The sequence below is a fragment of the Paenibacillus plantiphilus genome (genome assembly GCF_927798095.1).
Taxonomy (GTDB): Bacteria; Bacillota; Bacilli; order Paenibacillales; family Paenibacillaceae; genus Paenibacillus_Z; species Paenibacillus_Z plantiphilus.
In genome coordinates, this window is sequence record NZ_CAKMMF010000015.1 from 100366 (window position 1) to 125399 (window position 25034).

At 48.8% G+C, this 25034-nt stretch carries 17 protein-coding genes and 1 riboswitch; of the genes, 4 read left to right on the top strand and 13 right to left on the bottom strand.

Going from position 1 to position 25034, the window contains the following annotated elements:
* Positions 1-190: 190 nt before the first annotated feature.
* Together L6H65_RS14505 and L6H65_RS14510 are read left to right on the top strand one after the other, a co-directional pair.
* The gene (locus tag L6H65_RS14505; protein WP_236343319.1) at positions 191-946 is read left to right on the top strand and encodes a polysaccharide deacetylase family protein; all 756 of its coding nucleotides are present in this window, start codon (positions 191-193) and stop codon (positions 944-946) included.
* Positions 947-1027: 81 nt separating this feature from the next.
* Entirely contained in the window at positions 1028-1675 is a 648-nt protein-coding gene (locus L6H65_RS14510) for a YhcN/YlaJ family sporulation lipoprotein (RefSeq protein WP_236343320.1), read from the top strand.
* 57 nt (positions 1676-1732) lie between these two features.
* On the opposite strand, the gene L6H65_RS14515 is transcribed toward L6H65_RS14510, so the two are convergent.
* From L6H65_RS14515 to L6H65_RS14525, 3 genes are all read right to left on the bottom strand, one after another.
* A complete protein-coding gene (locus tag L6H65_RS14515) occupies positions 1733-2341 on the bottom strand; it encodes a beta-class carbonic anhydrase (protein ID WP_236343321.1) in 609 nt (202 codons plus the stop codon).
* Positions 2342-2480: 139 nt separating this feature from the next.
* Positions 2481-2627, bottom strand: a riboswitch (cyclic di-AMP (ydaO/yuaA leader).
* A gap of 55 nt (positions 2628-2682) precedes the next feature.
* Complete coding sequence (locus tag L6H65_RS14520) at positions 2683-3837, bottom strand: cation:proton antiporter (RefSeq protein ID WP_236343361.1); 1155 nt, start codon at positions 3835-3837, stop codon at positions 2683-2685.
* A gap of 277 nt (positions 3838-4114) precedes the next feature.
* A complete protein-coding gene (locus L6H65_RS14525; RefSeq protein ID WP_236343322.1) occupies positions 4115-4402 on the bottom strand; it encodes a HesB/YadR/YfhF family protein in 288 nt (95 codons plus the stop codon).
* A 171-nt stretch (positions 4403-4573) separates the two neighbouring features.
* Between L6H65_RS14525 and L6H65_RS14530 the strand changes: the two genes are divergently transcribed.
* Complete coding sequence (locus tag L6H65_RS14530) at positions 4574-5659, top strand: ParB/RepB/Spo0J family partition protein (RefSeq protein WP_236343323.1); 1086 nt, start codon at positions 4574-4576, stop codon at positions 5657-5659.
* Here the strand turns inward: L6H65_RS14530 and L6H65_RS14535 are convergent.
* The 5 genes from L6H65_RS14535 to L6H65_RS14555 form a co-directional block, all read right to left on the bottom strand.
* Positions 5648-5872: a hypothetical protein gene (locus tag L6H65_RS14535; RefSeq protein ID WP_236343324.1), complete on the bottom strand. Its 225-nt coding sequence runs from the start codon at positions 5870-5872 to the stop codon at positions 5648-5650. The two genes, L6H65_RS14530 and L6H65_RS14535, sit on opposite strands and share 12 nt — an antisense overlap.
* Before the next feature lie 2 nt (positions 5873-5874).
* Positions 5875-7086, bottom strand: coding sequence for a Ger(x)C family spore germination protein (locus L6H65_RS14540; protein WP_236343325.1), 1212 nt, complete (start codon positions 7084-7086; stop codon positions 5875-5877).
* A complete protein-coding gene (locus L6H65_RS14545) occupies positions 7083-8168 on the bottom strand; it encodes a GerAB/ArcD/ProY family transporter (RefSeq protein ID WP_236343326.1) in 1086 nt (361 codons plus the stop codon). The genes L6H65_RS14540 and L6H65_RS14545 overlap by 4 nt, the downstream gene beginning before the upstream one ends.
* Positions 8169-8186: 18 nt before the next feature.
* Complete coding sequence (locus L6H65_RS14550; RefSeq protein WP_236343327.1) at positions 8187-9794, bottom strand: spore germination protein; 1608 nt, start codon at positions 9792-9794, stop codon at positions 8187-8189.
* 570 nt (positions 9795-10364) lie between these two features.
* Positions 10365-11360 carry a glycosyltransferase gene (locus tag L6H65_RS14555; RefSeq protein ID WP_236343328.1) on the bottom strand — a complete coding sequence of 332 codons (996 nt, stop codon included), beginning with the start codon at positions 11358-11360 and terminating at the stop codon, positions 10365-10367.
* 192 nt (positions 11361-11552) lie between these two features.
* Between L6H65_RS14555 and L6H65_RS14560 the strand changes: the two genes are divergently transcribed.
* The gene (locus L6H65_RS14560) at positions 11553-12068 is read left to right on the top strand and encodes a Crp/Fnr family transcriptional regulator (protein ID WP_236343329.1); all 516 of its coding nucleotides are present in this window, start codon (positions 11553-11555) and stop codon (positions 12066-12068) included.
* 52 nt (positions 12069-12120) lie between these two features.
* On the opposite strand, the gene hmpA is transcribed toward L6H65_RS14560, so the two are convergent.
* The 5 genes from hmpA to L6H65_RS14585 all read right to left on the bottom strand — a co-directional run bounded on the left by hmpA (position 12121) and on the right by L6H65_RS14585 (position 24900).
* Positions 12121-13338, bottom strand: coding sequence for an NO-inducible flavohemoprotein (hmpA, locus tag L6H65_RS14565; RefSeq protein ID WP_236343330.1), 1218 nt, complete (start codon positions 13336-13338; stop codon positions 12121-12123).
* Between the two features lie 118 nt (positions 13339-13456).
* Positions 13457-18268, bottom strand: a complete 4812-nt coding sequence (locus tag L6H65_RS14570; protein ID WP_236343331.1) for a non-ribosomal peptide synthetase — start codon at positions 18266-18268, stop codon at positions 13457-13459.
* 35 nt (positions 18269-18303) lie between these two features.
* Positions 18304-22260: a non-ribosomal peptide synthetase gene (locus L6H65_RS14575; RefSeq protein ID WP_236343332.1), complete on the bottom strand. Its 3957-nt coding sequence runs from the start codon at positions 22258-22260 to the stop codon at positions 18304-18306.
* 250 nt (positions 22261-22510) lie between these two features.
* A complete protein-coding gene (locus tag L6H65_RS14580) occupies positions 22511-23500 on the bottom strand; it encodes a hypothetical protein (RefSeq protein WP_236343333.1) in 990 nt (329 codons plus the stop codon).
* Positions 23501-23592: 92 nt separating this feature from the next.
* Complete coding sequence (locus L6H65_RS14585) at positions 23593-24900, bottom strand: beta-propeller fold lactonase family protein (protein WP_236343334.1); 1308 nt, start codon at positions 24898-24900, stop codon at positions 23593-23595.
* Positions 24901-25034 lie beyond the last annotated feature (134 nt).

The window sequence follows — 25034 nt, forward strand, 5'->3', positions numbered from 1 at the left end:
ATACTGCTGCTCCTTCACAAATATACCCCCACTCCCTGTCCATTCTTGCTTGCTCGGACATTTCTATACCCCTTAAATTGAATACATCGGTGTTGGAACAGCATGCCCCCTTCTGAATGCGAAACCGCCTTTTATGAAACGATAACTAGGAATGGAATAAAGTCATGTTATCTGCAAAGGATGGAGATTCATGCTCGTACGCAATTGTTTGATTGGCATCTTGAGTGTTATGGTGCTGCTAGCCGCTGCTGAAACGAATGGGCAGCCTTTGAAGAAGGACCGCTTTTATTATGAGAAGAAGGGAGAGATGATTTGGGAGGTTCAAACGAAGCAGAAGCTTATCGCTTTAACTTTCGATGATGGGCCAGACCCCGTCCAAACGAATGAAATATTGGACTTGCTGGAGCAGTATGATGCGAAATGCACTTTTTTCGTTGTTGGCAAACGTGTTTCCCAATATCCCGAAATTGCGAAGCGGATTGTCGCCGAGAAGCATGAGATCGCGAACCATACGTACAGCCACACCTACTTCCATATCCCCGCTGCCGAAAATATTGTAAGAAATGAAATAGAACGAACAGAAGATGAAATTTATAAAGCTACCGGGCGAAAATCCGTTCTGTTCCGTCCTCCAGGCGGCAAGTACGACGAAACAATCATTAAAGTTTCTAACGGGATGGGCTTAGTTCCCGTCATGTGGTCATGGCATCAGGACACACAGGATTGGAGAAGACCGGGTGTTCAACACATTCTCAATAAGGTGCTGCGCAACGCCAGGAATGGCGACATTGTACTCTTCCATGACCATGTGCAAGGCAAATCACAAACGATCCGTGCATTAGAGCTTATTTTGCCTGAACTGCATGCTCGCGGTTTCCGCATGGTCACCGTATCGGAATTAATCAAATCGTCAATTGCCGAGACGCATCAGCGTACAGGCAGCTAATGGCCGTATGGATGCAATTGATTCCCAGCATAATCATCATAACGCCGTAGCATTCTACACTCAGGAGGTGACAAAACAAACATGAAAAAAAGCTTTGCTGTTGTTCTGCTGCTGTCATTGGTCCTTGTTTTGGCTGCTACTGGTTGTATGCGAAATGACGGAATGAATGCGAAGCAATACAGAGCCCGTTCGTCAGACCACCGGATGAACAATGACCGCTTGAACAATGACGGGTATACGAATCGCTCCATTACAAACCGCGCCCTGACAGGCACGGATGGTCGTTCGAATGGCACGCGACCGCTAACGGACATGAATCGTTCCACAAGCCGTGCTCCATCCACGCTGGACGGCATTGGCAATGGTCCTGGCAATGGTGTGCGCAACCCTAATGACAATGTATCAGGAAAGCTGCTGAAGCATATTTCGTCCGTGAAAGGTGTGGACAAAGCAACTGTCGTCATCAATAACCGCGACGCCATTGTCGGTGTCGATGTTAAAGCTAGCGAGAATTCAGCTGCTGTCGCGCAAAGAGTCCGCAATGCGGTCAAGAAGGCAGAGCCCGGCTATACCGTTCATGTAACGGCTGATAAGAACCTGCATACCCGCCTGCAAGGCATGCAGCGTCAAATGAAGCCGCTTGACGGACATCCGATCCGCAATATGACCAAGGATATCGGAACCTTAATCCGTGATATCGGACGAGCAGTAACTGCGCCACTTCGTTAATACAAGAAAAGCCATGATGCCTCATTTCTGTCTGGCATCATGGCTTTTTTTATACCATTAATCGAATGGTATCGACTTATAATTAACTGAGCTCAGTTTGCGCGAATCCTTATCATTGTAGCCTTCATGGATAAGTTCCAGGCGTCCTGTAGTCGGGTCCATTACGAAGCCGTGCACAGGAATACCGGTCGGAACCAGCGGATGCTTGCGAATCATATCTACGCTATGCATGACCCCTTCCTCTGCGGACTCGAAGCCTTTCAGAAACCGGCTCATTCGTATGCCGGAATTTTCAAGCGTCATGAGCACTTCCTCCGAAATGCCATTCTGCAAAAACTTCTGGACCAACGAATCCGGATCAACATTCGTCATTCCGCAGCCGTGATGGCCAATAACAAAAATCTCCTGAACATCCATTTCATAAATCGCCATTAAAATGCTTCTCATCGCACTGCCGAAGGGCTGTGTTAGAATAGCGCCGGCGTTCTTAATAATTTTGGCATCGCCGTTGCGAAGATTCATTGCCTTGGGCAGAAGCTCCACAAGTCTCGTGTCCATGCAGGTAAGAATGGCAACTCTTTTGTCGGGATATCTGTCTGTCACATAGGATTCGTATTGCTTATTTTGAACAAATTTCTCATTGAAGGCCAATATTTCATTTATCATAACCAGTACCCACTCCTTCTCTATATTATACATGGCGCACACCGAATTATTATGAATCCCATGAGCTGATCCAGGATCAAAAAGAGAACACAAAAAGACCCTATATGAATAGGGTCTCGGCTTCATCGATGCTTAAATAATCAAGACCCATCTCTGCTGACGAGGTTAGCTGACGGGCTCGGGTAGATGGTACCCTACATGATGCTTGATGCTCAATGATTCGCCCCAATTGACTGGTTCCCCCGCTTCCCAACAATGGATGCTGGCAATTAAGCGTATTCCTATTGTAAATGACAGCACTCAGAAAAGTCAAAAGAAACATCTGAATGTTTTGTAAACGATTATTGTACGCCACCCTCCACAGCAGCAGTCTTCTGCTTGAAAAACAGCTTCATCATCGGCGGCGTAACGATGGTGGTAATTAAGACGACAACGACGAGCACCGCGAACATTTGCCCATCCACCAAGCCTGCTTCTTGACCGATAGCCGCAATAATTAAAGCCACTTCTCCGCGTGAAACCATCGCAGCGCCAATCCCCATTGCGCTTCTCCAGTTAAATCCCGCTGCCTTCGCCCCGATTGCCGCGCCAACGAGCTTCGTCAATATCGCGACAATACTTAGTCCAGCAATGAGGCCAATTTGGGACGAGATCCCCTCGAACTCAACTTTAACGCCGATGGAGGTGAAAAAAACGGGAACGAATACCGCATAGCTAATCGTCTCCACCTTCCCCGTAACCTCATGCTTGTAATTGGTCAAGCTGATGGCTACGCCAGCCGCGTAAGCTCCGATTATGGCTGCTACACCTGTATATTCAGCCATATAAGCATAGAGGAAGCAGATGATCAAGCCCGCTGAAACAACAGCCTCCGTTACCTTTAACGGGGCGAACCTCCGCAGTATCCAAGGTACTATTTTCCACCCGACGAGAATAGCTCCTGCGAAGAACAGCACCTTCTTCAGCACCATCATGCCAAGATCAATGTCGCCGCCTGCCATGCTCATAACGAAAGCAAGCGCAATAATGACGACAACATCATCAATAACGGCTGCGCCAAGTATCGTCGTTCCTTCTCTGCTCTTCAGATGTCCAAGCTCCTTGAGCGCCTGAACAGAAATGCTCACACTTGTCGCAGAAAGCAGCAGTCCGAGAAATACAGCATTCAGTGCAGACATGCCAAGCAGAACGCCCACCCAGTATCCGATTCCAAGCGGAACAACAATTCCGGCTAATCCAACATAAGCGGAGGCCTTGCCCGACCTTTTGAACTCCCCGGTATCGGTCTCTAGTCCCGCGATGAACATGAGCAGAATAACACCAATTTGACTGATTTCCTCCAGCGTGTCTGTACGAGTAATAAGCCCAAGAACAGCCGGGCCCAGGATGATGCCAATTAGCAGCTTCCCAAGAACAGCGGGTTGACGAAGCTTGACACTCAGATCACCGGCCAGCTTGGACGCGAGTAAAATAATAGCTAGTTGAAAAATTAGCAGCAATTCGGTCACCTTCCCTTGTTGAATAGGATGTCCTTCTACACAACGAAGGAGTCATGTCGTCACGTAATGCTGCGATTAGACACAGCAATCCCGTGGTGACAGACTCCTCCATAAAAACCTGTTTTATTCATTTGGCCTTGCGTGATGTGATGCGAGAATCCGAAAAAAGACAAAAGGAGCCTGTTGGTGACAGGCTCCTCCGATTCACGCATATACAATTACCTATAATTATAAAGGGTGTCCGATGAAATGTAAAGCTCCTACTGCAGTGCTCCTAGCTTACCTCCATCACAATCTCTTCCTGCTGTTCATCCCAAGCTATTCGCAGCTTCTTGTTGTCCAGATACCATAAATTATCCTCTTCCATAAAAAAAACGATGCCTTCAGAAACATGATTAAGAGCCGGATTGCGTGGAACATCTCTCATTACACCCAGTGAGAATCCTGGCTGGACACTGCCGCAGCCGCCTAATCGCACAAAAATTCTCAGATGATCCCCTTCCTTCAACGACATCTCGCTCCTGTACCAATTCGCCGCCGCTTGCTCGACCAACAAACGCATCGTATCCATCTCCTTTGTAGGGATAGGCTCATTTACGAATAATTCGCCATACGCCATCCATTCCCCTTCTCGGTGAAAAACATTCCCTCCAAACAATCGCTATTATATAATATGTATATCCCGCACGGCAGGCATGGATCATCAGCCGAACGCCAAGATTGGAGCAATCAGATGGATATTATTGAAATTCCAACACATTTAATTGATGAAGATACCGATCAGCCCAGATATCAGTTCGATGAAGAAGCACTGCAAGAGCTGATGAACAGCATCGAGGAGCTCGGCCTGTTATCACCTATTAAAGTAAGAGCAACGGATAATGGACGCTATAAAATCATCTATGGCAATCGACGCTATAAAGCATGCAAAACGCTGGATCGCAAGTCAATCCCCTGCATCGTATCTACTGTTACGGACGATCTTGAAATTTATCTGGAGCAGATTGCAGAGAATTTAACGAGGGAAGGCTTCTCCCCGATTGAAGAAGCAGAAGCATTTCACAAGCTTATGACCGATACCAAATTCAGCAGCTCTACCAAATTTCTCTCCAGCAAGCTCGGCAAGCCCGAGTCCTATATCAAAAATAAATGCGAGCTGCTGAAGTTCGGCAGCGCGGTGAAGAAGCTCATTGTTAGCGGCACGGAGATTCGCCGGGACAAGCTGACAGAGGAGCAATTGCTGCCGCTCCGAAATCTGCAGATCGAGCACCGTGATCCGCTGGCGCTAATTATCGCCAAGGACGAGCTGCCAGTATCAGATGTCAAGAAGATCGCCAAGCTATTCATGGACTCAGACCTATCAACGGGCACGAAAGACAAGCTGCTGTACAAGTCCGGCCGTGATCTGCTCGAAACCTGGTCTGTTTATGAGCATAACAGGAAGGAAAGAGCCAAACGTGCTGCTGAGGCGGCTGAGGCGGCCAAAGCGGCTGAAGCGGCCAAAGCGGCTAAAGCTGCTGCTGCCGAAGGAGCCGCTATATCGCAAAGCGCGGACATCGCTGCTCAGGAGCAGGCTGCCGCTGTGAAGGAGCCGCTTATCAAGAGCAAGCTGAAGCGGATGCTCTCTTCAATGCCGATTCATCATCCCCTTCAATCGGATGTGCTTCACTCTCTGGAAGCCATTAGCGAGAATGACAGGGCAAGCCTGCTGAAAGAGCTTGACGGACTGATCCTGTGCCTTGAGAATCATTTGACAGATTGGAAACAGATCAGAGATGCAGCCAGCCAGTCCAGCCAAGTGCCAGCGTTATCCGAATAACCGTGTGAACGGCTTGAATATGATTGCAATCCATTCCGAGGGGCTGCTGAGGTCAGGCGCTAGTATTAGAATGACTGCAAGCAGCCAGCCTCCACCGGTCATAGCCAGATAGGCTGCTCTTTCTTTAAGTGAGTTCTGGGGAATGGATCCCCATTCCATCAGCAGTATCAACATTGCAACGATTGTGATGCTAACGAGATAGACAACGGTCATTATTATCCTCCTTCGCCGTTTTTGCGACTAGTCGTCGGCGACTCCCGTTTGCCTGGATTAATAATGACCGTCTTAATCTCATACTTCACCTTCACCTGAGGAAAGATTTCGTCCCAGTTCCCCTTTTCTTTTTCCCACAATTTTGGATACTTGCGATGAAAGGCCTCACCGAAGCCCAGTACGTCGGCATTCATTTTCCTTTGCATTATGGATAACGTTTTATTCATTATTTTTTCAATATCCTGCTTCACCTTCTCCTCTACAATTTGAGTACCCTTTAAACGGGAAATATCAATCCGCGAGGTGTTCTGAATAAGAATTTCTCTTGTATCCACTTCAACCAGAACCTCCCACACACCATTGCTAATTCGCGGCTTTAGCTTGGACTTTCCCCGATTCAACAGTACTGAGATCGGCGCCTTTGCGCTTCCTGCCGCTATTGTTACGGTTACCTTATCAATTTGATTGCGAAACCACATGACGCCACGCATCGTCTTCTCATCGATAAATCCGGCCAGCTTCTCCTGCTTCAGAACTGCACACCCGACAATTGCAGGATATCTTCTATTGCTGGGCTGTCCTTCAGGCGGCGGCATAATATCAACACTTGGCAGTATGCCTGTGCCATTCCCGCCTTCGAGCATAATATTCAATTTTCCAACCGACATCGTAAGATTAAGCTTTAAATTATTGCTCTCCTCCAGCATATCCGCTGAATTGCTTCGCAGCTGTGGTGTCAATGCCAGTATTTCCTTCGCTTTCGTTCGGCTCGCAAAGATGAGCGCACTGCCTCGTATTTGCGGAACGCGCAGTATATAATCCAGATGACCGGCAATATTTCGCTTTACGATCTCATGCCCTAATACAAAAACCTCCACCTGGCCCCAGAACAGCAGACGTGGTACTTTCTCTTGAATTTTGGAAACTGCATCTGCGATATTCACACCGGTTGCCGAGATGACTGTGGACTGATTCTGACTGTTCTTCTCCTCGCTTCCCGACATATCGGTGCTGCTCCCGGCCCGAGGCGGAGTGTAGATTTGGAGTGAAACCTCAATCAGATTATCCGAATATTGATCGATCCCGGCTGCCGTAATGGTCGCCAAATCATTCACCTCAACGCGATCCCAGCAGCCGGAGAGCAGACAGGCCGAGACTGTAACCATCAGAATGACCCCCCATCCTCGCACGACTGCCTCGGGCTTGCTGATCATTTCGATGGCCTCCTCATTAACCCGATTAGAAGCAGAAGTAAAGGAACGGCAATTTGCATCATCAATAAATAATAAGGAATCACTGTTTCAAATAGATGGTCCAGTTCTTGCAGGCGCGGCTGCCCCCACACGCTAAGGAGTACGACAAGGAAACCGACAGGGAGCGCCATGATGCGATATTGAGACAGCCCGATCCATTGTGAGGTTCCAATCGTACATGCATAAAGAAACATGGACAGCTTAACGAATGTGCCTGCTACCCATAAAACCATTATTAATGACTCCAAGTGCTGGAAGAATCCAGCGACACTTATCGTTCTAGCTACGCCGATCAGCGGATAGTTGTAATATTTCGTATCCACGCCCATGAGCATGAGCGAGACTAGATTTACGAATACAAGAGTCAGCATCACAGCCACCAATGTGAAGGCTCCGGCCTTCATGCCTTCTTCGCGCTTGTGCATATAGGGGAGCAAGAAGGAGAGGATGAAAAACTCGCTGTACCAGGCCTGAACCGTAAACGAGCCTTTCATAGACGGCAATATGCCATGCTCGAAAATCGGCAGCATATTGGTCGGTTGAAGATCTGGAATAATCAGGACGAGTACAGCTACAAGCACAATGAATGCGATGGGTGTAACGAGCGAGGCTGTCCTGGCGACAACTTCAACGCCTCCGCGTGCAGTGAAGATGCACAACAACGCAAAGCTGGACACAATTACAAGCATCGGCGTTTTGAAGTAAAAATTCCCAATAATGAAATTCCCATATTCCTTCAAAATAATGCTTGAAATATGGATATAGAAAAACAGATAGAGGAAGCCTACAAGCTTGCCGAATACCCGTCCGAGAATCCGATCGCAATATTCGATAATCGTTTCTTTGGGATACATTTTGTTCAATTGGATGGCAATCAACAGACCTGCAGCTCCTGCCAGCATTGCCCATACAGGCGTTAACCACATATCGCGTCCAGCTTTCTCAGCGGCCATCGCCGGGAGCGATAAAATAGCGGTAGCGATTATAGTCGGATACATGATCATACACAATTGGACAGCGCCAACCTTACCTTTTTCAATCACAAGGCTTCACCTTCAATTTCATTGATCATCTTGTTTATCGTATACATCGGGTTTCGATGGCTGTCTATGGATATTGTTGTTGATCGTTAGGGACGGCCGTGTATTCATCTTCCACCAGGGAGCCCGGACTAATATATCCTTGAGGTCCTTCTGCTCGACCGTTGCTACGGGTGACATATAGGGGACACCAAAGGATCGCAGGGTGCACAAATGAATCAATACCGCAAGAATTCCCATGATGACGCCGAGCAAGCCGATGACTCCAGCCAGCAGCATAATAGGAAATCGGATGATTCGAAGAGAGAAACCGATCGCATAATGCGGAACCATGAAAGAAGCAATTCCTGTAATTGCAACAACCATTACCATTGGCGATGAGACAATACCGGCAGCGACCGCAGCCTGTCCGATAACAAGCGCCCCCACGATACTTACGGCGGAGCCAACCTGCTTCGGCAATCTGACGCCAGCTTCGCGCAGCGCTTCGAATGCAATCTCCATAATGAAAGCCTCCACCACCGCAGGGAAGGGCACGCTCTCTCTAGAAGCAGCTATACTGAAAAATAAGGAGCCCGGAATCATTTCCTGATGGTATGAAAGTATCGCCACATATAACGAAGGCAGAACCATGGATATAAACAGAAATACATAACGCAGCCAGCGAGTAACGGTACTGAAAATAAAGCGGTCATAATAATCCTCAGGTGATTGCAGTAGCGAAAAGAAATTAATCGGAACGATTAGAACAAACGGAGTCCCGTTAACGAATATCGCAATTCTTCCCTCCAGCAAATTCGCCGCAACAACATCTGGCCGTTCCGTTACGAGCGATTGCGGAAATGGCGAAAGCGACTTGTCCCCGATCATTTCCTCGATATAGGAAGTTTCCAGAATGCCATCGATGTCTATACGTTTGATTCTGGAAATGACATCCTTAACCAGATCTTTTAATGCGAGCCCTTCTATATAAGTAATTGCAACTTCTGTACCTGTATATCTGCCTACTGTGAGCGCCTCTGACTTTAAGAGAGGGCTGCGGATTTTCCGGCGAACGAGCGATAAATTAACCGTTAACGTTTCAGTAAAACCTTCGCGTGGACCCCGAATGACGGATTCGGCCTGGGGCTCTTCGATTGCTCTTTTATCAGACTTCGCAATAGCAATTGAGATGCCTTGCCGTTGGCCTTCAATAATCAGAACAGTATTGCCATTGGACAACTGCTCCACGCAATCTCCTAATGTTTGGAGCAGCTTCACTTGCGATACCGGCAAAGCGTTTTCAATAAGACTGCTCAATCCCTCGTCCATGGTCCACTTCCCCTGCATTAGGGGCGCAAGCACAAGCTCACCGAGTGTTTCCTGATTGGCGAGTCCATTGATGTAAATAATAGATGCCGTCGTTGTATCCCCGATCTGAAAGGGACGAAAAACAACATCCGAGCATTGTTTATATATCGTTTGAAGCCTGGCTATATTCGAAACATAGTTATCCGTCAGCTTGTCTTGTGACTGCAATTGCTGCTGTGATTGCAATTGCTGCTGTGACTGCTGTTCCTCCTGTGGGCGACTGTTGCTCTTCGAATTCGTTTGGGACCACTTCCAAAGCAGTCTCATTAGCAGTCTCATTTCCTCGTCGCTCCTCGCAGGATGATGGACCTATTTTTTACCAAGCTGTTGAAATATATGCGCTCCTTGCTGTGAGTTGAATCTATAAGGGGGGATGATGATAGCTGGAATCAGTAGGGTTTTATCAGAATAGCGTCGCCAAGCCAGGCTGTCGCAGAGCTGTAAGTGGGTTTTTCCGTGCTACAGCTGATTTTGCGAGGATTAGTTGCGCTGTAAGCAGGTTTTTCCGCTTTATAGCTGCTTAGAACCCGCCATGCTAGGCTGTCGCAGAACTGTAAGCGGGTTTTTCCGTGCTACAGCTGATTTTGCGAGGATTAGTTGGGCTGTAAGCAGGTTTTTCCGCTTTATTGCTGCTTTGAGCCCGCCAAGCTAGGCTGTCGCAGAGCTGTAAGCGGGTTTTTCCGTGCTACAGCTGATTTTGCGAGGATTAGTTGCGCTGTAAGCAGGTTTTTCCGCTTTATAGCTGCTTAGAACCCGCCATGCTAGGCTGTCGCAGAGCGTTAAGCGGGTTTTTCCGTGCTACAGCTGATTTTGCGAGGATTAGTTGTGCTGTAAGCGGGTTTTTCCGTGCTACAGCCATTTATCAAAAAATGCGCGATAGCCTTCCTTCATCACACGGGAAGAGAAATGCTGAAAGGCGTATTCCTTGTTCTCGTTTGAATATCGGGTTGGCGCAGCCAAAGCCATGTTGACAAGCTCGAACCAATTGTCCTCATTGCCGGCAAACGTATGCCGTGATGAGATATGCGAATAGCAGGGATGGTCTGGTCTGATAATGATTTTGCCCATTGCCATCGCTTCTGATAAAGGCATGGCGAAGGTGTCAAACACCGAGCTGCTCCAATATACTTTAGCTGAATTCATCAATTCGAAAATTTGTGGCCGAGACAACGCAAAATGCAGCTTCACATTGCCCGGCAAGTTATACTTCTTCATGCTCTCCTTATACCGCAGCCCGCCAAAAACCATATGCACCTCAGCGTGAGGATTGTTCCGCGCATATTCAATCGGCATCTCAGGCCTTCGATTAGGCTCGTCCCTTCCGACCCACAGCACCCGATTCTCCACGATTGCAGTTGGATCGAAGGACCGCTTCGCGATCTCCTCCTCGAACCCAATCGGGATCACATCCACATCGGTTACCCCATAATCCTCGCGAAAGCTCTTCTTCAAATATTCGGTATGCACGATTGCCTTGTCCACAATATCATAGAACGGCTTCATCATTTCATGTCCGGTCAAGTATGGATTGGGGTAAGAGTGCGGAAAAAGCACACATTTGTCGAAGAACATGCGGAGGAATGAGAAGCCGGATACAGTATAAATGACATGCTTGATCCCCGCCTTCTCAAGCTTGTCGAGTACGATATCGTAGTTAACGATATCACCCTTCTCATATTCGTAGCCAGGCGCCTGATCATACTCGCTCACATGTCTTTCGGGGGAAATGAACACAATATCAATACCGAGCTCCCGCCCGATTGCTTGCAGACGCTCCGCATATATTCTCGGCCCCTGCGCTTCGGCAAATTGAATCTTTCGCATTACGAGTCCAACTCTGTTCATGAAACCATCCTTTACAATAGCAGTAAGCTAACTATTAATACGCTAATCATACACCTTCTTTGTCGCGTTCAGCTACAGGCTGTTGCTATTCCTGCTATAATGGGATTACAATTATTCCAACGAATATGAAATGCCAAACAGCGATATGCCTTCATGATCCGGCTATCGCTATTTGGCTGAAGTGAGGATTAGATGATACTGCATAAAGGTGAAACATTATTTCGGCAAGGGGAATCGGGTCCGCTCTATCATCTGGCAAGCGGTCTGCTGAAGATCGTCCGCAACCATGAGGATGGCAACGCTGTTCTTGTCAATATTATCGTCCCGAATGAAACCATTCCGCATCATTCGCTAATAAGTCCCAAGCCTTATTACGGTACGGCAATCGCGCTTGTAACCTGTGAAATTCAAGTGTTATCCGCTGCCGAGTGGTATCGGGAGCTGGAAGGGAATCCTGATAAATCACATGCGATAGCGCTGCAGCTGCAGGACAAATTGCGGATGATGCAGCAGCGAATAGACCAGCTTACGCAAGTAACGCCAGCGGAGAAGCTGCGCAAGCTCCAGAGCTGGTTCAAAACCTATATCGCCCCTGCTGCGCTGACAGATGTTCTAACGCAGGATGAAATCGGTCAATTCATTGGCCTCCGGCGTGAAACAGTCAATCGTCTGCTGCGGGCTCAAGCCTCGTCTGTTCTTGTGGAGTAATCAGTCTATTCACAACTTCTTGCCAATCGCATCGTAAGAAGCGCGCCAATCGCTATTCCAGGCTTTGCTTGGGACCAAAAAACTCATAATGAATATCCGCCTCTTGAACGCCGCAGCCCAGAAGAGCGCGATGGACTGCCTTCATAAATGGCGTAGGCCCGCAGTAATAGAAGCCGGCATCAACCGTTGGCAGTACACCTTTCAACCATTGCTGATCGATAAAACCGGTATGGTGAGCCGTACCCGAAGCTGCATCGTTGTCGGTCGGCTGCTCATAGCACCAGTAGACCTTGAGCTGTGGATGCTTGGCAGCAGTTTGCTCAACATGCTCACGCATCGCATGGACGGAGCCATTGCGCGCAGCATGGATGAAGATCACTTCCCGCTGCGGTTGCTTATCCACGATTGTGTTCAGCATACTGATCATTGGCGTCAGTCCAACCCCGCCGCTTAGAAGAACAGCTGGCCTGCTGTCGGTCTGATCCAGCGTGAAATCTCCCGCAGGCGCAGATAGCAGCAGCTCTCCGCCTTCTTCTATATGATTGTGCAAATAGACAGAAACCTTGCCTGCAGGACGACCTTCCAGAGCATCCTCGCGTTTAACCGATATGCGGTAACAGCTTTTGCCCGGCGCATCTGACAAGCTGTATTGCCGAATATGCGTATACTCATCTCCAGGTATATTCACCTTCAGACTGACATATTGCCCCGGTTCAAAGCTCGCTACAGCCCTGCCATCCTTGGGAACCAGATAGAACGATGTAATGACCTCGCTCTCCTGAACCTTTCTCTCTACGCGAAACGCCCTGTAATCGGCCCATCCACCTGGCTGTTCCTCTGCTTGCTGATACATATCTGCTTCAACCTGAATGAAAGCATCTGCAATGACGCCATAAGCTTCAGTCCATGCCTGTATGATCTCATCCGTTGCCGCATCACCGAGAACCTCCTTGATCGCAGCAAGCAAATTCTGGCCTACAATCGGATAATGCTCCGCTTTAATACCTAGACTGCGGTGCTTATGAGCGATCTGCTTCACAGCGGGAAGGATGTTCTCCAGCTTATCGATATGCAATGCCGCTGCGTATACCGCATTGGCCAGAGCTGTCTGCTGCCTGCCTTGCTTTTGATTCGCATGGTTGAAGATATGCAGCAATTCGGGATGATACGTGAACAGCCGCTCATAGAATCTTGTTGTGATCGCTGTACCGTGAACTTCCAGGACGGGCACAGTTGATTTGATGATTTGAATCGTTTGATCTTTAAGCATATCGGGGATCGCCTCGCTTTGTTAGAGTTCGTATGAGCTAAGTATAGACAAACCGGCGGCGAGCACCTGTGATTTCAATCACACCAATTGCCAACAATATGTGACGGTATAGCTTACCCTATTCTTCTATGTCTTCATACCTCTTCTGGAGTTCCAGCGCAAGCAGCTCCAGCTCCAGAATAAAGTTCTGATTCCAGCTCTCGATCGTAGCTGTATCATGAAGCTCACTGCTATAGTCCCAATCGATGATTAGCTCATCATTCTCTACTCCGCAGTTGAAGATAATCAGGTTGGATCGGATCATATCCCCGTTTGATTCCACATCTGGAAGCCCGACCCCTTGTATCCCGTTCAACTGATCAGCTTCTTCAATACTCTGGTTTCCCTTGAAATTAAAGTTGACCTGCGCATCAGGAATCTGCGCCATCTTCTGGCGAATCTCTGCAGATGAATGACAATAACGCAATAGACCGTAGCTATTATCCTTAGGAATTTCCCGGTTCTGCTGCTGTACATTCACCAGAACATCGAACAAGCTTTTTTCAGACTGGAATTCATACTTAACCGGGAACATGCTGTTCATCCAGCCCATCGTATTGGAAAGATCAAGCTCGGGAGAATACTGGAAACGTCCTGTATCGAATATATTCATTATCAAATGCTCTTTGCCCGACCAGCGGCTGTATGAGATGAGGAAAGCAGTCAGCATAATATCGTTCAACTGTATCCCGTCAACCTTTAGCGCTTTCTTCAAGGTGTCGATTTTCCCTTTGAGCGGGTAACTGGACCAATGCTGCTTGAATGACCAGCTAATACATTCCCCGTTCGGATTATCGAGCGGTATCCGATGGTCCAGCTTCGTCAGCTCCAGCCAATAATCAAGCTTGCTGGTACATGCTTCACTCTCCGCATAACGCTGCATCGCCTTAGCGAAAGAGGCATAAGTGGATGTTCGGGGCGGAAGAACGATCTCCCTTCCTTCCATCTGGGACTGTATGCACAGCATCATCTCGGCTAACAGAACATTCATAGACATTTTGTCCATACAATAATGATGAAGGAAATACATCAGCTCGCTTGGTTTTCCTTCGCCGTAATCGAACAAGCGCAGACCGAACAACGGACCGTACTCCAAATTCATTTCTTCTTCCATTTGTCTAAGCTTCTGGAGCTTGAAATCATACTGCTCGTCTTCAGCTAGATCCGCCACATCAAACCAATCAAAGGGAATATTGCCGTTATAAGGAGCAATGCGCTGGATCCAGCCTCGCTCTGACTCAACAACCTGAATCCGCAACGCATCATGCCGTTCAACCATCAAACTCGCTGCATTGCGAATCCAATCATGCTTCAGCTGTATCGGGAATTGGAAGACACGTCTTTCACCCCAACGGTATTTGAACGGATTGTTCGGAAATGACAGACTGTAGGCCAAATTCGGGTGAATCGGAATTTCGCCGAATTCCTCCTCGTCGCCAGCAGCCATCGTGTCATTGAACGACAGATGCGGAGACAGCTCCTCGATAGTCAAGTAAGCGAACAAATCCTGCACAGACACTTTCACTCCGCGATGGGACAAGCTGGTATTCACATTTATAATCTGCATTGAGCTTCCGCCCAGCTCGAAGAAATGATCCTTAATCCCTACTCTGTCTACCTTCAGAATGCGCTGCCATACTGAACAAACAATTTCTTCTATTTCATTTCTAGGCGCTGCATATTCCGAATCAGTCACTACGGACTCGCCTGGAGCGGGAAGCGCCTTGCGGTCCAGCTTGCCGTTCGATGTAACCGGCAGTTCATCCAGATGAACATAGTGGCTCGGAATCATATAGGCTGGGAGAGTCTGAGAGAGATAGTCCCGCCATTCACGGATCGTGCTATGGGATTCAGCAACAATATATGCGCACAGCGTCTTCTCCCCATCATCACGCATGCGGTCGATCACGACCGCTACTTTGACGCTTGGATGCTTCATCAATTGCGCCTGGATTTCTCCGAGCTCCACACGATAGCCGCGAATTTTGACCTGATGATCAGATCTGCCCATAAATTCCATATTGCCATCAGCCATCCATCTTGCCAGGTCACCTGTCTTATACATGACTGCAGCAGGCTCCAATCCGAATGGATCAGGAATGAACCGCTCCTTGGTAATGACAGGGTCTGTGTAGCCGCTGGCCAAACATTCTCCGCCGATATACAGGTCTCCGCTCACATGATAAGGACAAGGCTCCAACGCCTCATTCAAAATATAATATCGCGCGTTGGCAATGGGCCGGCCATACGGAATGCTTGTCCATTCGGGATCGATCCCTTCGACTTTGAAGAAGTTGGACCATATTGCCGCCTCTGTTGCACCGCCCAGACCAACTACTTTCACAGACGGGAATTGCGCTTTCAATTGTTCCGGCAGCGTAAGCGGAATCCAGTCCCCGCTAAGGAATACAAGCCTCAATGCGCTTCGGGAGCAATCGACAAGCCCTTGGTCCATAAGCATTGCCAGCTGCTGCAGAGCTGCAGGAGCTGAATCCCAGAACGTTATGCCCTCATCAGCGACAATGGTCAGCAGCCGTTCCGGGTTGCGCACCTCATCCTCTGCAGCGATCCGAATCGTTCCGCCAGCAGACAGAATGCCGAATATATCATAGACAGAGAGATCAAAGCATAGCGAGGTCAGGAACAGCAGCCGGTCACTAGCGCCAATTCCAAACGTTCCATTCACCCATTCCATCAAATTAATGACAGGACGGTGTGTCACGACAACACCTTTAGGCACGCCTGTTGATCCCGATGTGAATATTGTATAGGCCTTTGTAGTGGCATCTGTTCGGGAAGGAACATTGTCTGAGCTGCGGGCAGCGATATGATGGAGCGTCCAGTAATGAAGCGGACCCGAGACTGGGGCTGCAGCTTCGCTCTTCTGATGCAGACCCGGGACTGGCACTGCAGCTTCATTCTTCTTCACTGCTCTCTCCGTCCGGGCCTTGCGAAGGACGACATCGAAGCGATATTGCAGCTCGTTCGTAAAGCTGCTATCGCGCCGTACAATCTCAACTTCGTCAATTCCCTCCATTCGTCTGTTCAAATGCTCGAACATGCGTGCATCGCAATACAGCTCTCCGTCAAAATTCGACTTCGTCCGCATGCCGACAGGGTTCGATTGTCTAAATTGCTCAATAGACTGTATAAATGCATCCTTCTGCCCAATATCCATAATATCCGCAATGACCAGCGCGCCGCCTGGCTTCAATAATCGCAAGGCATCTTGAAGGACATTCACCAAATAGAAGTAGCCGGGGAAAAACTGCACCGTACTTGCCATTACGATGGCATCATAGCTGACCGCCTGCAAATCAGCCGTTTCGTGAGCGTAGCCCTTCACCCACTCCACATTGTCCAGACCTTGAAGCGCATAACGATTGCTGTTGTGCTTGATCATTTCCGACGAGGGGTCCATGCCGAGCCCCTTATCGATATCTGGCGCAAGCCGGGATATAATATGACCCGGACCGCAGCCAATTTCCAGCACTTTGGAGGACTTGCTCACATATGGCTTGACGAGCGCAATAACATGGTCTACATATTGGCTAACCTCCTCCTCAGAGAAGGGCTCTCCTGTGTAGCTGCTTCGGAAGCCGCCGACAGAAGCATCATCCGACGCTGATTGAGCCACATGGTCCCATAACGCTTCAACTTCAGCTGAATTTATCGATTCCGGCAGCGGATTCTCATGCTCGGCATCCATATAGATGATGTCATTCAAGGAGGACACCTTCCACAGCAGCTCCTGAAAGCCTACAGCAATACGATGCTTCGTTATCAACGCGCTCACTTCAAGATCTTTCAAAATCTTCTCAATTCTAGCTTTGGGTGTCCCAGGCTCCAACGGGACGTATGCGCCTCCCGCCTTCAGAACGGCGAGAACAGCAATAACCATATCCGGTGTGCGATCCATAATGACCGCAACATCACGGCCTTCCCCAATTCCGCGTTCCTGAAGCAGTGCTGCCAGACGGTTAGCCTCATCATTCAATTGCCGATACGTCAGCTCGGCCGATCCGCTTATGACGGCGATTCCGTCTGGAAGCAGCCGCGCCTGCTCCTCGAAGCGGCTATGGATCAGATCATGTCTGCGATAAGGACCTACGGTTTCGTTCAGTTCATTCATCCAAGCATTCGCTTGCTCCTTATTGAACAATCGCATTCCAGCTCTGCTAACCGTTACATCCTCTGCCGCTTGCTCCAGAACGGTTGCGAAGCACGATAGCAGCTGATGAATAACATGGGACTCCAGCCGATTTCCGTTATAATGACATTTGATCCCAATATGCTCTTCTGATCTTACGATGAGAAAGGAGCAATCCGGTCCATATTCCTTCTTCAGCATCTCATAATCATCTCTGGCATGTATGGTGTCCATCGCGAACATAAAATGCCCGAACAGCCTGCTATGCTCAATGTTCAATTCCTCTGCTAATTTGGCAAACGGATAATGCTGATTCTTATAACCCTCAACCACTGTCTGCTGGACGAATGACAGCAGCTGCTTGTATGATGTCTCCTCCCCCAGCCGATTGCGGAACAGTACGAACGTATTGCCAATGGCCGTACGATCATCGCCTCCAGCACCGTTATTGAACAAGGGAGAGGAGACAGTGATCTCCTCCTTGTTCAACAGCTTGGACAGAAACAGATTGAAGCCTGTCAAAAGCAGCACATAGATCGATAAATCCTTCCCTTTGCCCATTGTCATGAAACGTTCAGATACATGAACGGGCAATGAGATTTCTACGCATTTCTCCTCATAGCTTGGAGCTGTCGTGTAGCGGGGATAGAAGCGATTCTCTTCCCATTCCCCCTGCAATCGCTCCATCCAGTAGCTCTTTGCTGTCTCGAACGTTTCCAAGCTCAGCAAACCTTTTTCCATCACTGCCATGCCTCCCTATTCTCTATTCTTTGTCTTTATAATTCAAATTCAATATCGAGCGCATGCTCCGTTTGTGCTATGGAGTCCAGAAGCTTGCTTTTCATCTGTTCATCTACAATGTCGATTTGTCCTAATAAGGAATCCGGCTGCTCCACAACCTTGCCAATGACTTGAATCAAGGCGTTCATGAAGGATTGCACCGTTTCTCTTGCAAATAAACAGCGAGCGTATTCCAGCTCCAGATGAATTCCTTCATCATCCTCAGTCGCCCATAGCGTCAGGTCGAACTTGGCGGCTGACACCGTATCGCCGTAGTTGCGAACAGATATGTCCTGCAGATCGAACTGCGGCACATCCATATTTTGCAGCGCGAAGGAGACGTTGAAAAGCGGGTTTCTTCCGGGCTCTCTTCTGATTTTCAACGAGCGCACCATTTCATCGAATGGATATTGCTGATGCTCGAATGCATCCAATACCGTACCTTTCACTTCCTCCAGATAGGTCAAGAAGGTTTTCGTCGACACAGGCGCGCTGCGGAGCGGAAGCATATTGACGAACATGCCGACGATGCCGGCCAATTCACCCATTGGCCTTCCCGCGACAGGCGAACCTACAACGATATCTCCCTGAACAGCAAGCTTGGATAGCGTTATACTGTAGCTCGCAAGCAGCATCATAAATAAAGTTGTCCCCGTCCGGCCCGCTAATTGCATTAGCTGCTCACGCTGAGAATGGTCCAGCCTGGCACTTAACCGTTCACCCTCGAAGGACATCTGCTGCGGTCTTGCATAATCCAGTGGAAGCGCAACCTCTGGCGCAGCATCTGCAAACACGGATTTCCAATAGCTTTCATGCTGGACCATCATTCCAGCTTCCATCTGCTGCTGCTGCCATACAGCATAATCCTTATATTGCAGCACTAACGGGGCTAACGCTTTGCCCTCATACAAATCCATATAGTCGCGCAGCAGATTCGCCACCGAGACCCCGTCAGAAATAATATGATGCATGTCCACCAGCAGGATGGCATGATCAGAAGAGATGCAGAGCAGCTCCATTCTGAATAATGGCGCTTGCTCAAGCTCAAAGGGCTGGAGGAATGAAGCAAGCCGCGCGTGTACATCCTGCTCCTTCAAATGGCTCACCGGAAGCTCAAACGGCACCTGATCATGAACAATTTGAACCGGTTCCCCAGCCTGCCACTGGAACGACGTCCGCAGCGACTCATGTCTCTGTATAAGAGCAATTGCCGCTCCTTCCAATCTAGCAGAATCAATAACACCGTGGATTTCCAGGAAAACAGGAATATTATAAGCGATTCCAACGCTTTCATTCCCGCCCATTACAAACATTCTTGTCTGAGCAGCAGCTAGCGGGTAGTACTCGCTTTTCGGTGCAGGCTCAATTTGAAGCCGCTCCACTTCTTCTGCCTGCTCTATCTTGAGAGCCAGTCCCTGTACCGTAGCATCTTCCATCAGCTGATTCACTGTAATCTGACGGCCAAAAACCGAATAAACCTCCGATATCATCGCCATCGCTTTCAAGGAATGACCGCCGATCTCAAAGAAATGATCCCGTATACCGATATCGTTTCGCTTGAGAATTTTTTGCCAAATTGCCAGCAGCTCTCTCTCGATTTCCGTTGCGGGAGCCTCTGCGCTGCCCTTCAACGAATTTGTCTCCGCGAATGGACTGTGCATCGGCAGCGCTTTGCGGTCGACTTTGCCATTGGGTGTCAGCGGCAGCTGCTCCAGTCTGATGAAATAGGATGGAATCATATAATCAGGCAATTCCTCGCCCATGAACGCACGCAGCTCTGCAGCGGTTACATCGCCTGGGGAGACGAAATACGCGTATAATACAGCACCGCCCTCCTCCTCCCTTGCAATGACAACCCCTTGCGTCAGATGGGGATAGGCAGACAGACGATTCTCGATTTCACCCAGCTCAATCCGATAGCCTCTAATTTTCAATTGATCATCCAACCGGCCCAAATATTCGATATTGCCATCAGCAAGCCAGCGCGCCATATCACCGGTTCCATACATGCGGCTGCCTGAGCGATATGGATCGTCTACGAACTTCTCCCTGCTCAATTCCTCGCGATTTCTGTACCCTCGGGCAATGCCTGGGCTGGAAATATACAATTCTCCAGCTAATCCGATTGGCATCATGCGATGCTCGTGATTAAGAATATAGATCCGATTGTTCAGAATCGGCTTCCCGATCGGGACCGTGCCGTTTATGAATTCCCTCCCTTGCTCCAGACTGCCTCTTGCATCCTTGCTGCTCCACATGGTCGCGCAAATTGTTGATTCCGTTGGCCCGTAAGCGTTGACGAACGTTGCTGTGGCACTCCACCGGCGCACGAGATCGGAGGAAACCGCTGATCCGGCAGTGATTATCAATCGCAGCGAATCGATTTGCTCAGGGTCCAAATGCGCCAAATAATTCGGCGGCAGCGTCACTGCCGTAATCCTGTTGTCTCTCATATAGCTGGCGAACAATTCAAAGCTGTTAACAACTTCCTCAGACAGCAAGTGCAGCTGCGCGCCAGTGAACAGCGCCATGAACATCTCCCAGACAGAGGCATCGAAGGAAGGACTTGCGAACTGTGCGACAGCATCCTCCGGAGCAACATGAAGCTCTTGAATGAAAGTCTCCTTGAGTGTTGCCAGACCGCTATGCTCCAGCATAACTCCCTTGGGAACGCCGGTTGAGCCGGATGTATAGATCATATAGGCCAGGTTCCCAGGTTGTGCAGAAGCTGGCGGATTCCCCGTGATGTCCTCTCCCACATCCTTCATTTCATGCAAACAAAGAATAGGCAGACCATCCGGTGCGTAGGATGTATACTCCTCCTCTGCCAGCATGAGCGCTGTCCCGCTGTCCCGCAGCATGAACGCAATCCGCTCGGATGGATAGGTTGGGTCGATCGGCAGAAATGCTCCCCCAGCCTTCAGAATAGCCAGCATGGCGATGACACGCTCCGGCGACCGATCCGCAATAAGGGCAACAATAACTTCAGGGCCCACGCCTTGCTGTATAAGAATCCGGGCTAAACGGTTCGCACTGTTGTTCAATTCCGAGTACGTGAGACGAGTTGATCCGCATACCAGCGCGGTGCGATTCGGGTGCTCTCTGACTGTGAGCTCGAATAATTGCGATGCTGTTAAATGAGAGTCGAATGGCGCGTCCGTCCCATTGAACGTTCCGATAATCGTTGCTTTCTCGTCATCTGAGATTAACTCCAGCTCGTCCATTCTATTGCCAGGCAGCTGTATGAACTGTTGCAGCAAGCGTACAAATGCCGAAGCGAATGTTCTCAGTGTGGATGGATGAAAGCGAGCTCTATTGTAGCGAATGTTCACCTCTGCGGCTTGTCCAGCCTCTTGAAGTGCAAGCATATGGAATACGATATCATTATGCGGGAGCTCCCTTGGGTCTGGATCACGACGATGAATGGGATCATAGGAACACACTATTCTGAATATCGGCTCATCTGCCATGCCGAGCCTGTCCAGTATGCCTTCAATCGGATAATATTGAAAACTGTATGCTTCGGAAATATTTTGCTTAACGGTTTGAAGCATCTCCCGCAGCGTCATATGATCACCGATTAGCGTTCGTAGCAATACAAAAGAATTATATTGAGCGTCCTCCGCGTAAGCAGAATGAATCGGCATGCCGATCATGCAATCCTTCTGTGCAGTGGTCTTATAGATAAGCGTTTGCAGCACGGCTGCCATAAAGACATAGATGAGCTGGTCATTTCCTTTGCAGCGCTGCCATAGCTCCTGCGACAGCTCCTGCGGAATCAGGAATGGATAACTTCCCTCGGTTAAGCTGTCCTCCTGCTTCACTGCATCACCCTGAAGCGTAGGCGCTGGGGGCAAGTCGCGTAATTTATCCAGCCAATATTCCTCTGCAGTGCGAGGCTCTTCTGTCGTATGTTGTTTGTCATTGCTGGGCGCAACAGCGTCCCTGTTCATTCATTTTCCTCCTCGCATTTTATGATGCGTATCAGCTATGCTGCACGGACCTGTAACTTTGGTTACCCCTTTATCTTCAACAGAATTTCACAAAACCCTCCTGTGTGTCAGCTTGTTTTACAAATTTTAAGCAAAAAAAAGCGAAGCTGCCGTCGATTGCTCGGGGCAGCTTCCATCTTTCTTGAAAATTTGTTAGATCGCTGCAAAATATCGGCTGCGCAACTGCTCTTTGCCCTGCTGCCGCCGCTTGTCAGGCTCCATCGAATTGAGACTGAATACGTGCTTCAATCGATTCTAGAAACTTGCCTTTTTCCCTATAATAGGGATCGTCCTTCTCATCCTTCACTTCCTTGAATGCCTCAGCCATTCGTTCCAATAATGCACGATGCTCGATTGTTAATGCGCCTGTCAGTGTATCAGAATGAGACCCAGCGACTTTACTATAGGCCGCATCCAGCTCCGGTCTTAGCATTCGACCAGATTGGAAAATCTCGGTATTGCTGGAGCCATTGAAGAAACGCCACAGGTATCTTCCTAACTGCAGCTTTAAGTAATCATAGCGCGGAGACTTGGGGTATTCTACAAGGTAAGCCTCTATGTTCATCGCCCTGTCAGCCAGTTCCTCCCAGGGGACGGAGATGCTTGCATCAGCGATTGCCGGGTCGTCCGATTCTGCAGCCATAATGTCCAGATAAGCGCCCATCGCAGGGCTTAGATGCTTCGAATACGCTGCTGCGAGTGCACGATAATTGACGATTGGGACAACAGCCTCACCATTTATCAATCGATACTTGCCTGCGATGGCATCAACCGCCAGCTGTTTTGATTCTGGGTCAGCAAGCCCGTCCACATCAGCCTCCGTAATCGGCTCTTCCATATGCTCCAACGCCGCTTGATGATCATCCCGCAAAAATAAATCTTTAACCTTAGATAGATCCTCGCGGTAAAACTCCTCCAGCTCTATGATTGCTGCGTCAGCTTGCTCCGGAGAGAGCAATGACAGAGCTTCCTCCAGAATCGTTATAGCCTCCTTCGCAGTAGCAGCTGATTTTATCGTTTTATTGGAGGGCTCCTCAGGCTCACGGAGCAGCTCAGAAGCTGGCTCAGGTTCTACAGATCTGTCCTTATATTCGATGATATTCAATTGATCCGCTTGATTCGTATCCTTCTCTTCATTCCCGGAGGTGCCGCAGCCTGCTGCAGCCAAAGCTACAAACGTTACTACAATCCATTTTTTCATAAAATAACTCCTTCGCCCCAATTTGCTGCATCCTTCCATGTAAACGAAGCGAGCCTTATTAAGGTTGCATCAGTAATGGACAAAGCGGATCATCAATGCAGCAAAATCGGAGTTATTGCAATGCTGGAGGGAAAGCTTCCTGTAGGAAGGATCGCAATCGGCAGCTGGCTCTGCACATCGATAACAGCAATATAACCAAATGTGAGCATCGTTACATATACCTTCGACCCGTCTGCTGTAACAGCAAGATCGGTGGCATTACTGCCCTCAGGCAGATCAATCGTCGTCAGAATCTCATTGCGGGAGAGATTAAGAACCATGATTTCATCACTGCCCCGATTCGCCATATACGCGAGTGCTCCGTCTGGTGTGATGACGATATTTTGCGGGTCACTGCCGCTGTCCAGCTTGATCGATGCGCATATTCTGCAGGTTTTTGCTGTAATAACATATACCTTGTTGTGATGATTATCCCCGACATAGAGGAACTGGCCGTCAGGTGTAATTGCCAGGCAGGAGGGCTTGCTCCCCTTAGGCAAATGGATGGTGGCGATGATCGAATCCGTTGATGTATCCAATACGATGACAGCTCCTGCATTCATACAGCAGCAATAGGCCAGCAAACCATCAGGAGCTACTGCAAGCGAGGAAGGATCGCTATTATGGGGAAGCGGGATTGTGCGGATGATAGATTGTGAGCTTGTATCTATAATCGTGATGGAATCTTCCACCAAAGTCGTCACATAAGCTTTATTCGATAATGGCAACGTTTTAATTGCAAAAGGAATGGTTGAGGATGGGAAGACGATTATTGCATCCACAGTATGGTTTGTCGTATCGATAATTCTGACCGTTTGGTCTCCGTGGCAAGTGACATATATTTTAGTGCCATCGGGTGAAGCATCAAGAAGACGGGGACTGCTTCCAAGCGGGAGCTTAATAGTAGCAACTCTCGTATTCGTCGAAGTCTGGATGACCGTTATCGTATGCTGCGTATGATTGACGGCATAAGCGAGCAGAAGCTCCTCCAATCTGGCAGGCATGGCTGGAAGTGTGCGCTGCCTGGCAATCGCATCGTTGTCATTAAGCTCCGCCATCGTTACAACAACATCGCCTGCACCTAAGCCATTCGTCACGACTCGCACACCGTACACATCGAGAGCAGCAACAGAATATTTACCCGTAAATACGGATTCCGACTGTCCCATAGGCTGCAAATGGATCAGATAGCTGCTGGTAATCGCAACACTGCTGTAGCCTGCACCTTCTCCGGCATTCACCGTATACACTTGTATGCCGATGAGGGCCCGCTGCCTTCCAGTATTCATAGCGGTTATTGAAAGTTTGACCGTTCGTGAAGGCCCCCCATTGATAAGCAGCCCTGTGTCCAATACCGGCATAATACACTTCCACCCCCTGCTCTACTCTTCCATTCCATATGGTATGAGATGGTAGAGAGAATGGCGCGTGGCAATATCCTAGTACAAACAAGTAGATTCCATGAGCTTCAAAGTAATTGAAAGGAACATCGGGC

Excerpts from the sequence above, each read along its gene's own strand:
- L6H65_RS14505 (WP_236343319.1), top strand. The coding sequence starts at position 191 with ATGCTCGTACGCAATTGTTTGATTGGCATCTTGAGTGTTATGGTGCTG.
- L6H65_RS14510 (WP_236343320.1), top strand. The coding sequence starts at position 1,028 with ATGAAAAAAAGCTTTGCTGTTGTTCTGCTGCTGTCATTGGTCCTTGTT.
- L6H65_RS14515 (WP_236343321.1), bottom strand. The coding sequence starts at position 2,341 with ATGATAAATGAAATATTGGCCTTCAATGAGAAATTTGTTCAAAATAAG.
- L6H65_RS14525 (WP_236343322.1), bottom strand. The coding sequence starts at position 4,402 with ATGCGTTTGTTGGTCGAGCAAGCGGCGGCGAATTGGTACAGGAGCGAG.
- L6H65_RS14530 (WP_236343323.1), top strand. The coding sequence starts at position 4,574 with ATGGATATTATTGAAATTCCAACACATTTAATTGATGAAGATACCGAT.
- L6H65_RS14535 (WP_236343324.1), bottom strand. The coding sequence starts at position 5,872 with ATGACCGTTGTCTATCTCGTTAGCATCACAATCGTTGCAATGTTGATA.
- L6H65_RS14540 (WP_236343325.1), bottom strand. The coding sequence starts at position 7,086 with ATGATCAGCAAGCCCGAGGCAGTCGTGCGAGGATGGGGGGTCATTCTG.
- L6H65_RS14550 (WP_236343327.1), bottom strand. The coding sequence starts at position 9,794 with ATGAGACTGCTAATGAGACTGCTTTGGAAGTGGTCCCAAACGAATTCG.
- L6H65_RS14555 (WP_236343328.1), bottom strand. The coding sequence starts at position 11,360 with ATGAACAGAGTTGGACTCGTAATGCGAAAGATTCAATTTGCCGAAGCG.
- L6H65_RS14560 (WP_236343329.1), top strand. The coding sequence starts at position 11,553 with ATGATACTGCATAAAGGTGAAACATTATTTCGGCAAGGGGAATCGGGT.
- hmpA (WP_236343330.1), bottom strand. The coding sequence starts at position 13,338 with ATGCTTAAAGATCAAACGATTCAAATCATCAAATCAACTGTGCCCGTC.
- L6H65_RS14570 (WP_236343331.1), bottom strand. The coding sequence starts at position 18,268 with ATGGAAAAAGGTTTGCTGAGCTTGGAAACGTTCGAGACAGCAAAGAGC.
- L6H65_RS14575 (WP_236343332.1), bottom strand. The coding sequence starts at position 22,260 with ATGAACAGGGACGCTGTTGCGCCCAGCAATGACAAACAACATACGACA.
- L6H65_RS14580 (WP_236343333.1), bottom strand. The coding sequence starts at position 23,500 with ATGAAAAAATGGATTGTAGTAACGTTTGTAGCTTTGGCTGCAGCAGGC.
- L6H65_RS14585 (WP_236343334.1), bottom strand. The coding sequence starts at position 24,900 with ATGCCGGTATTGGACACAGGGCTGCTTATCAATGGGGGGCCTTCACGA.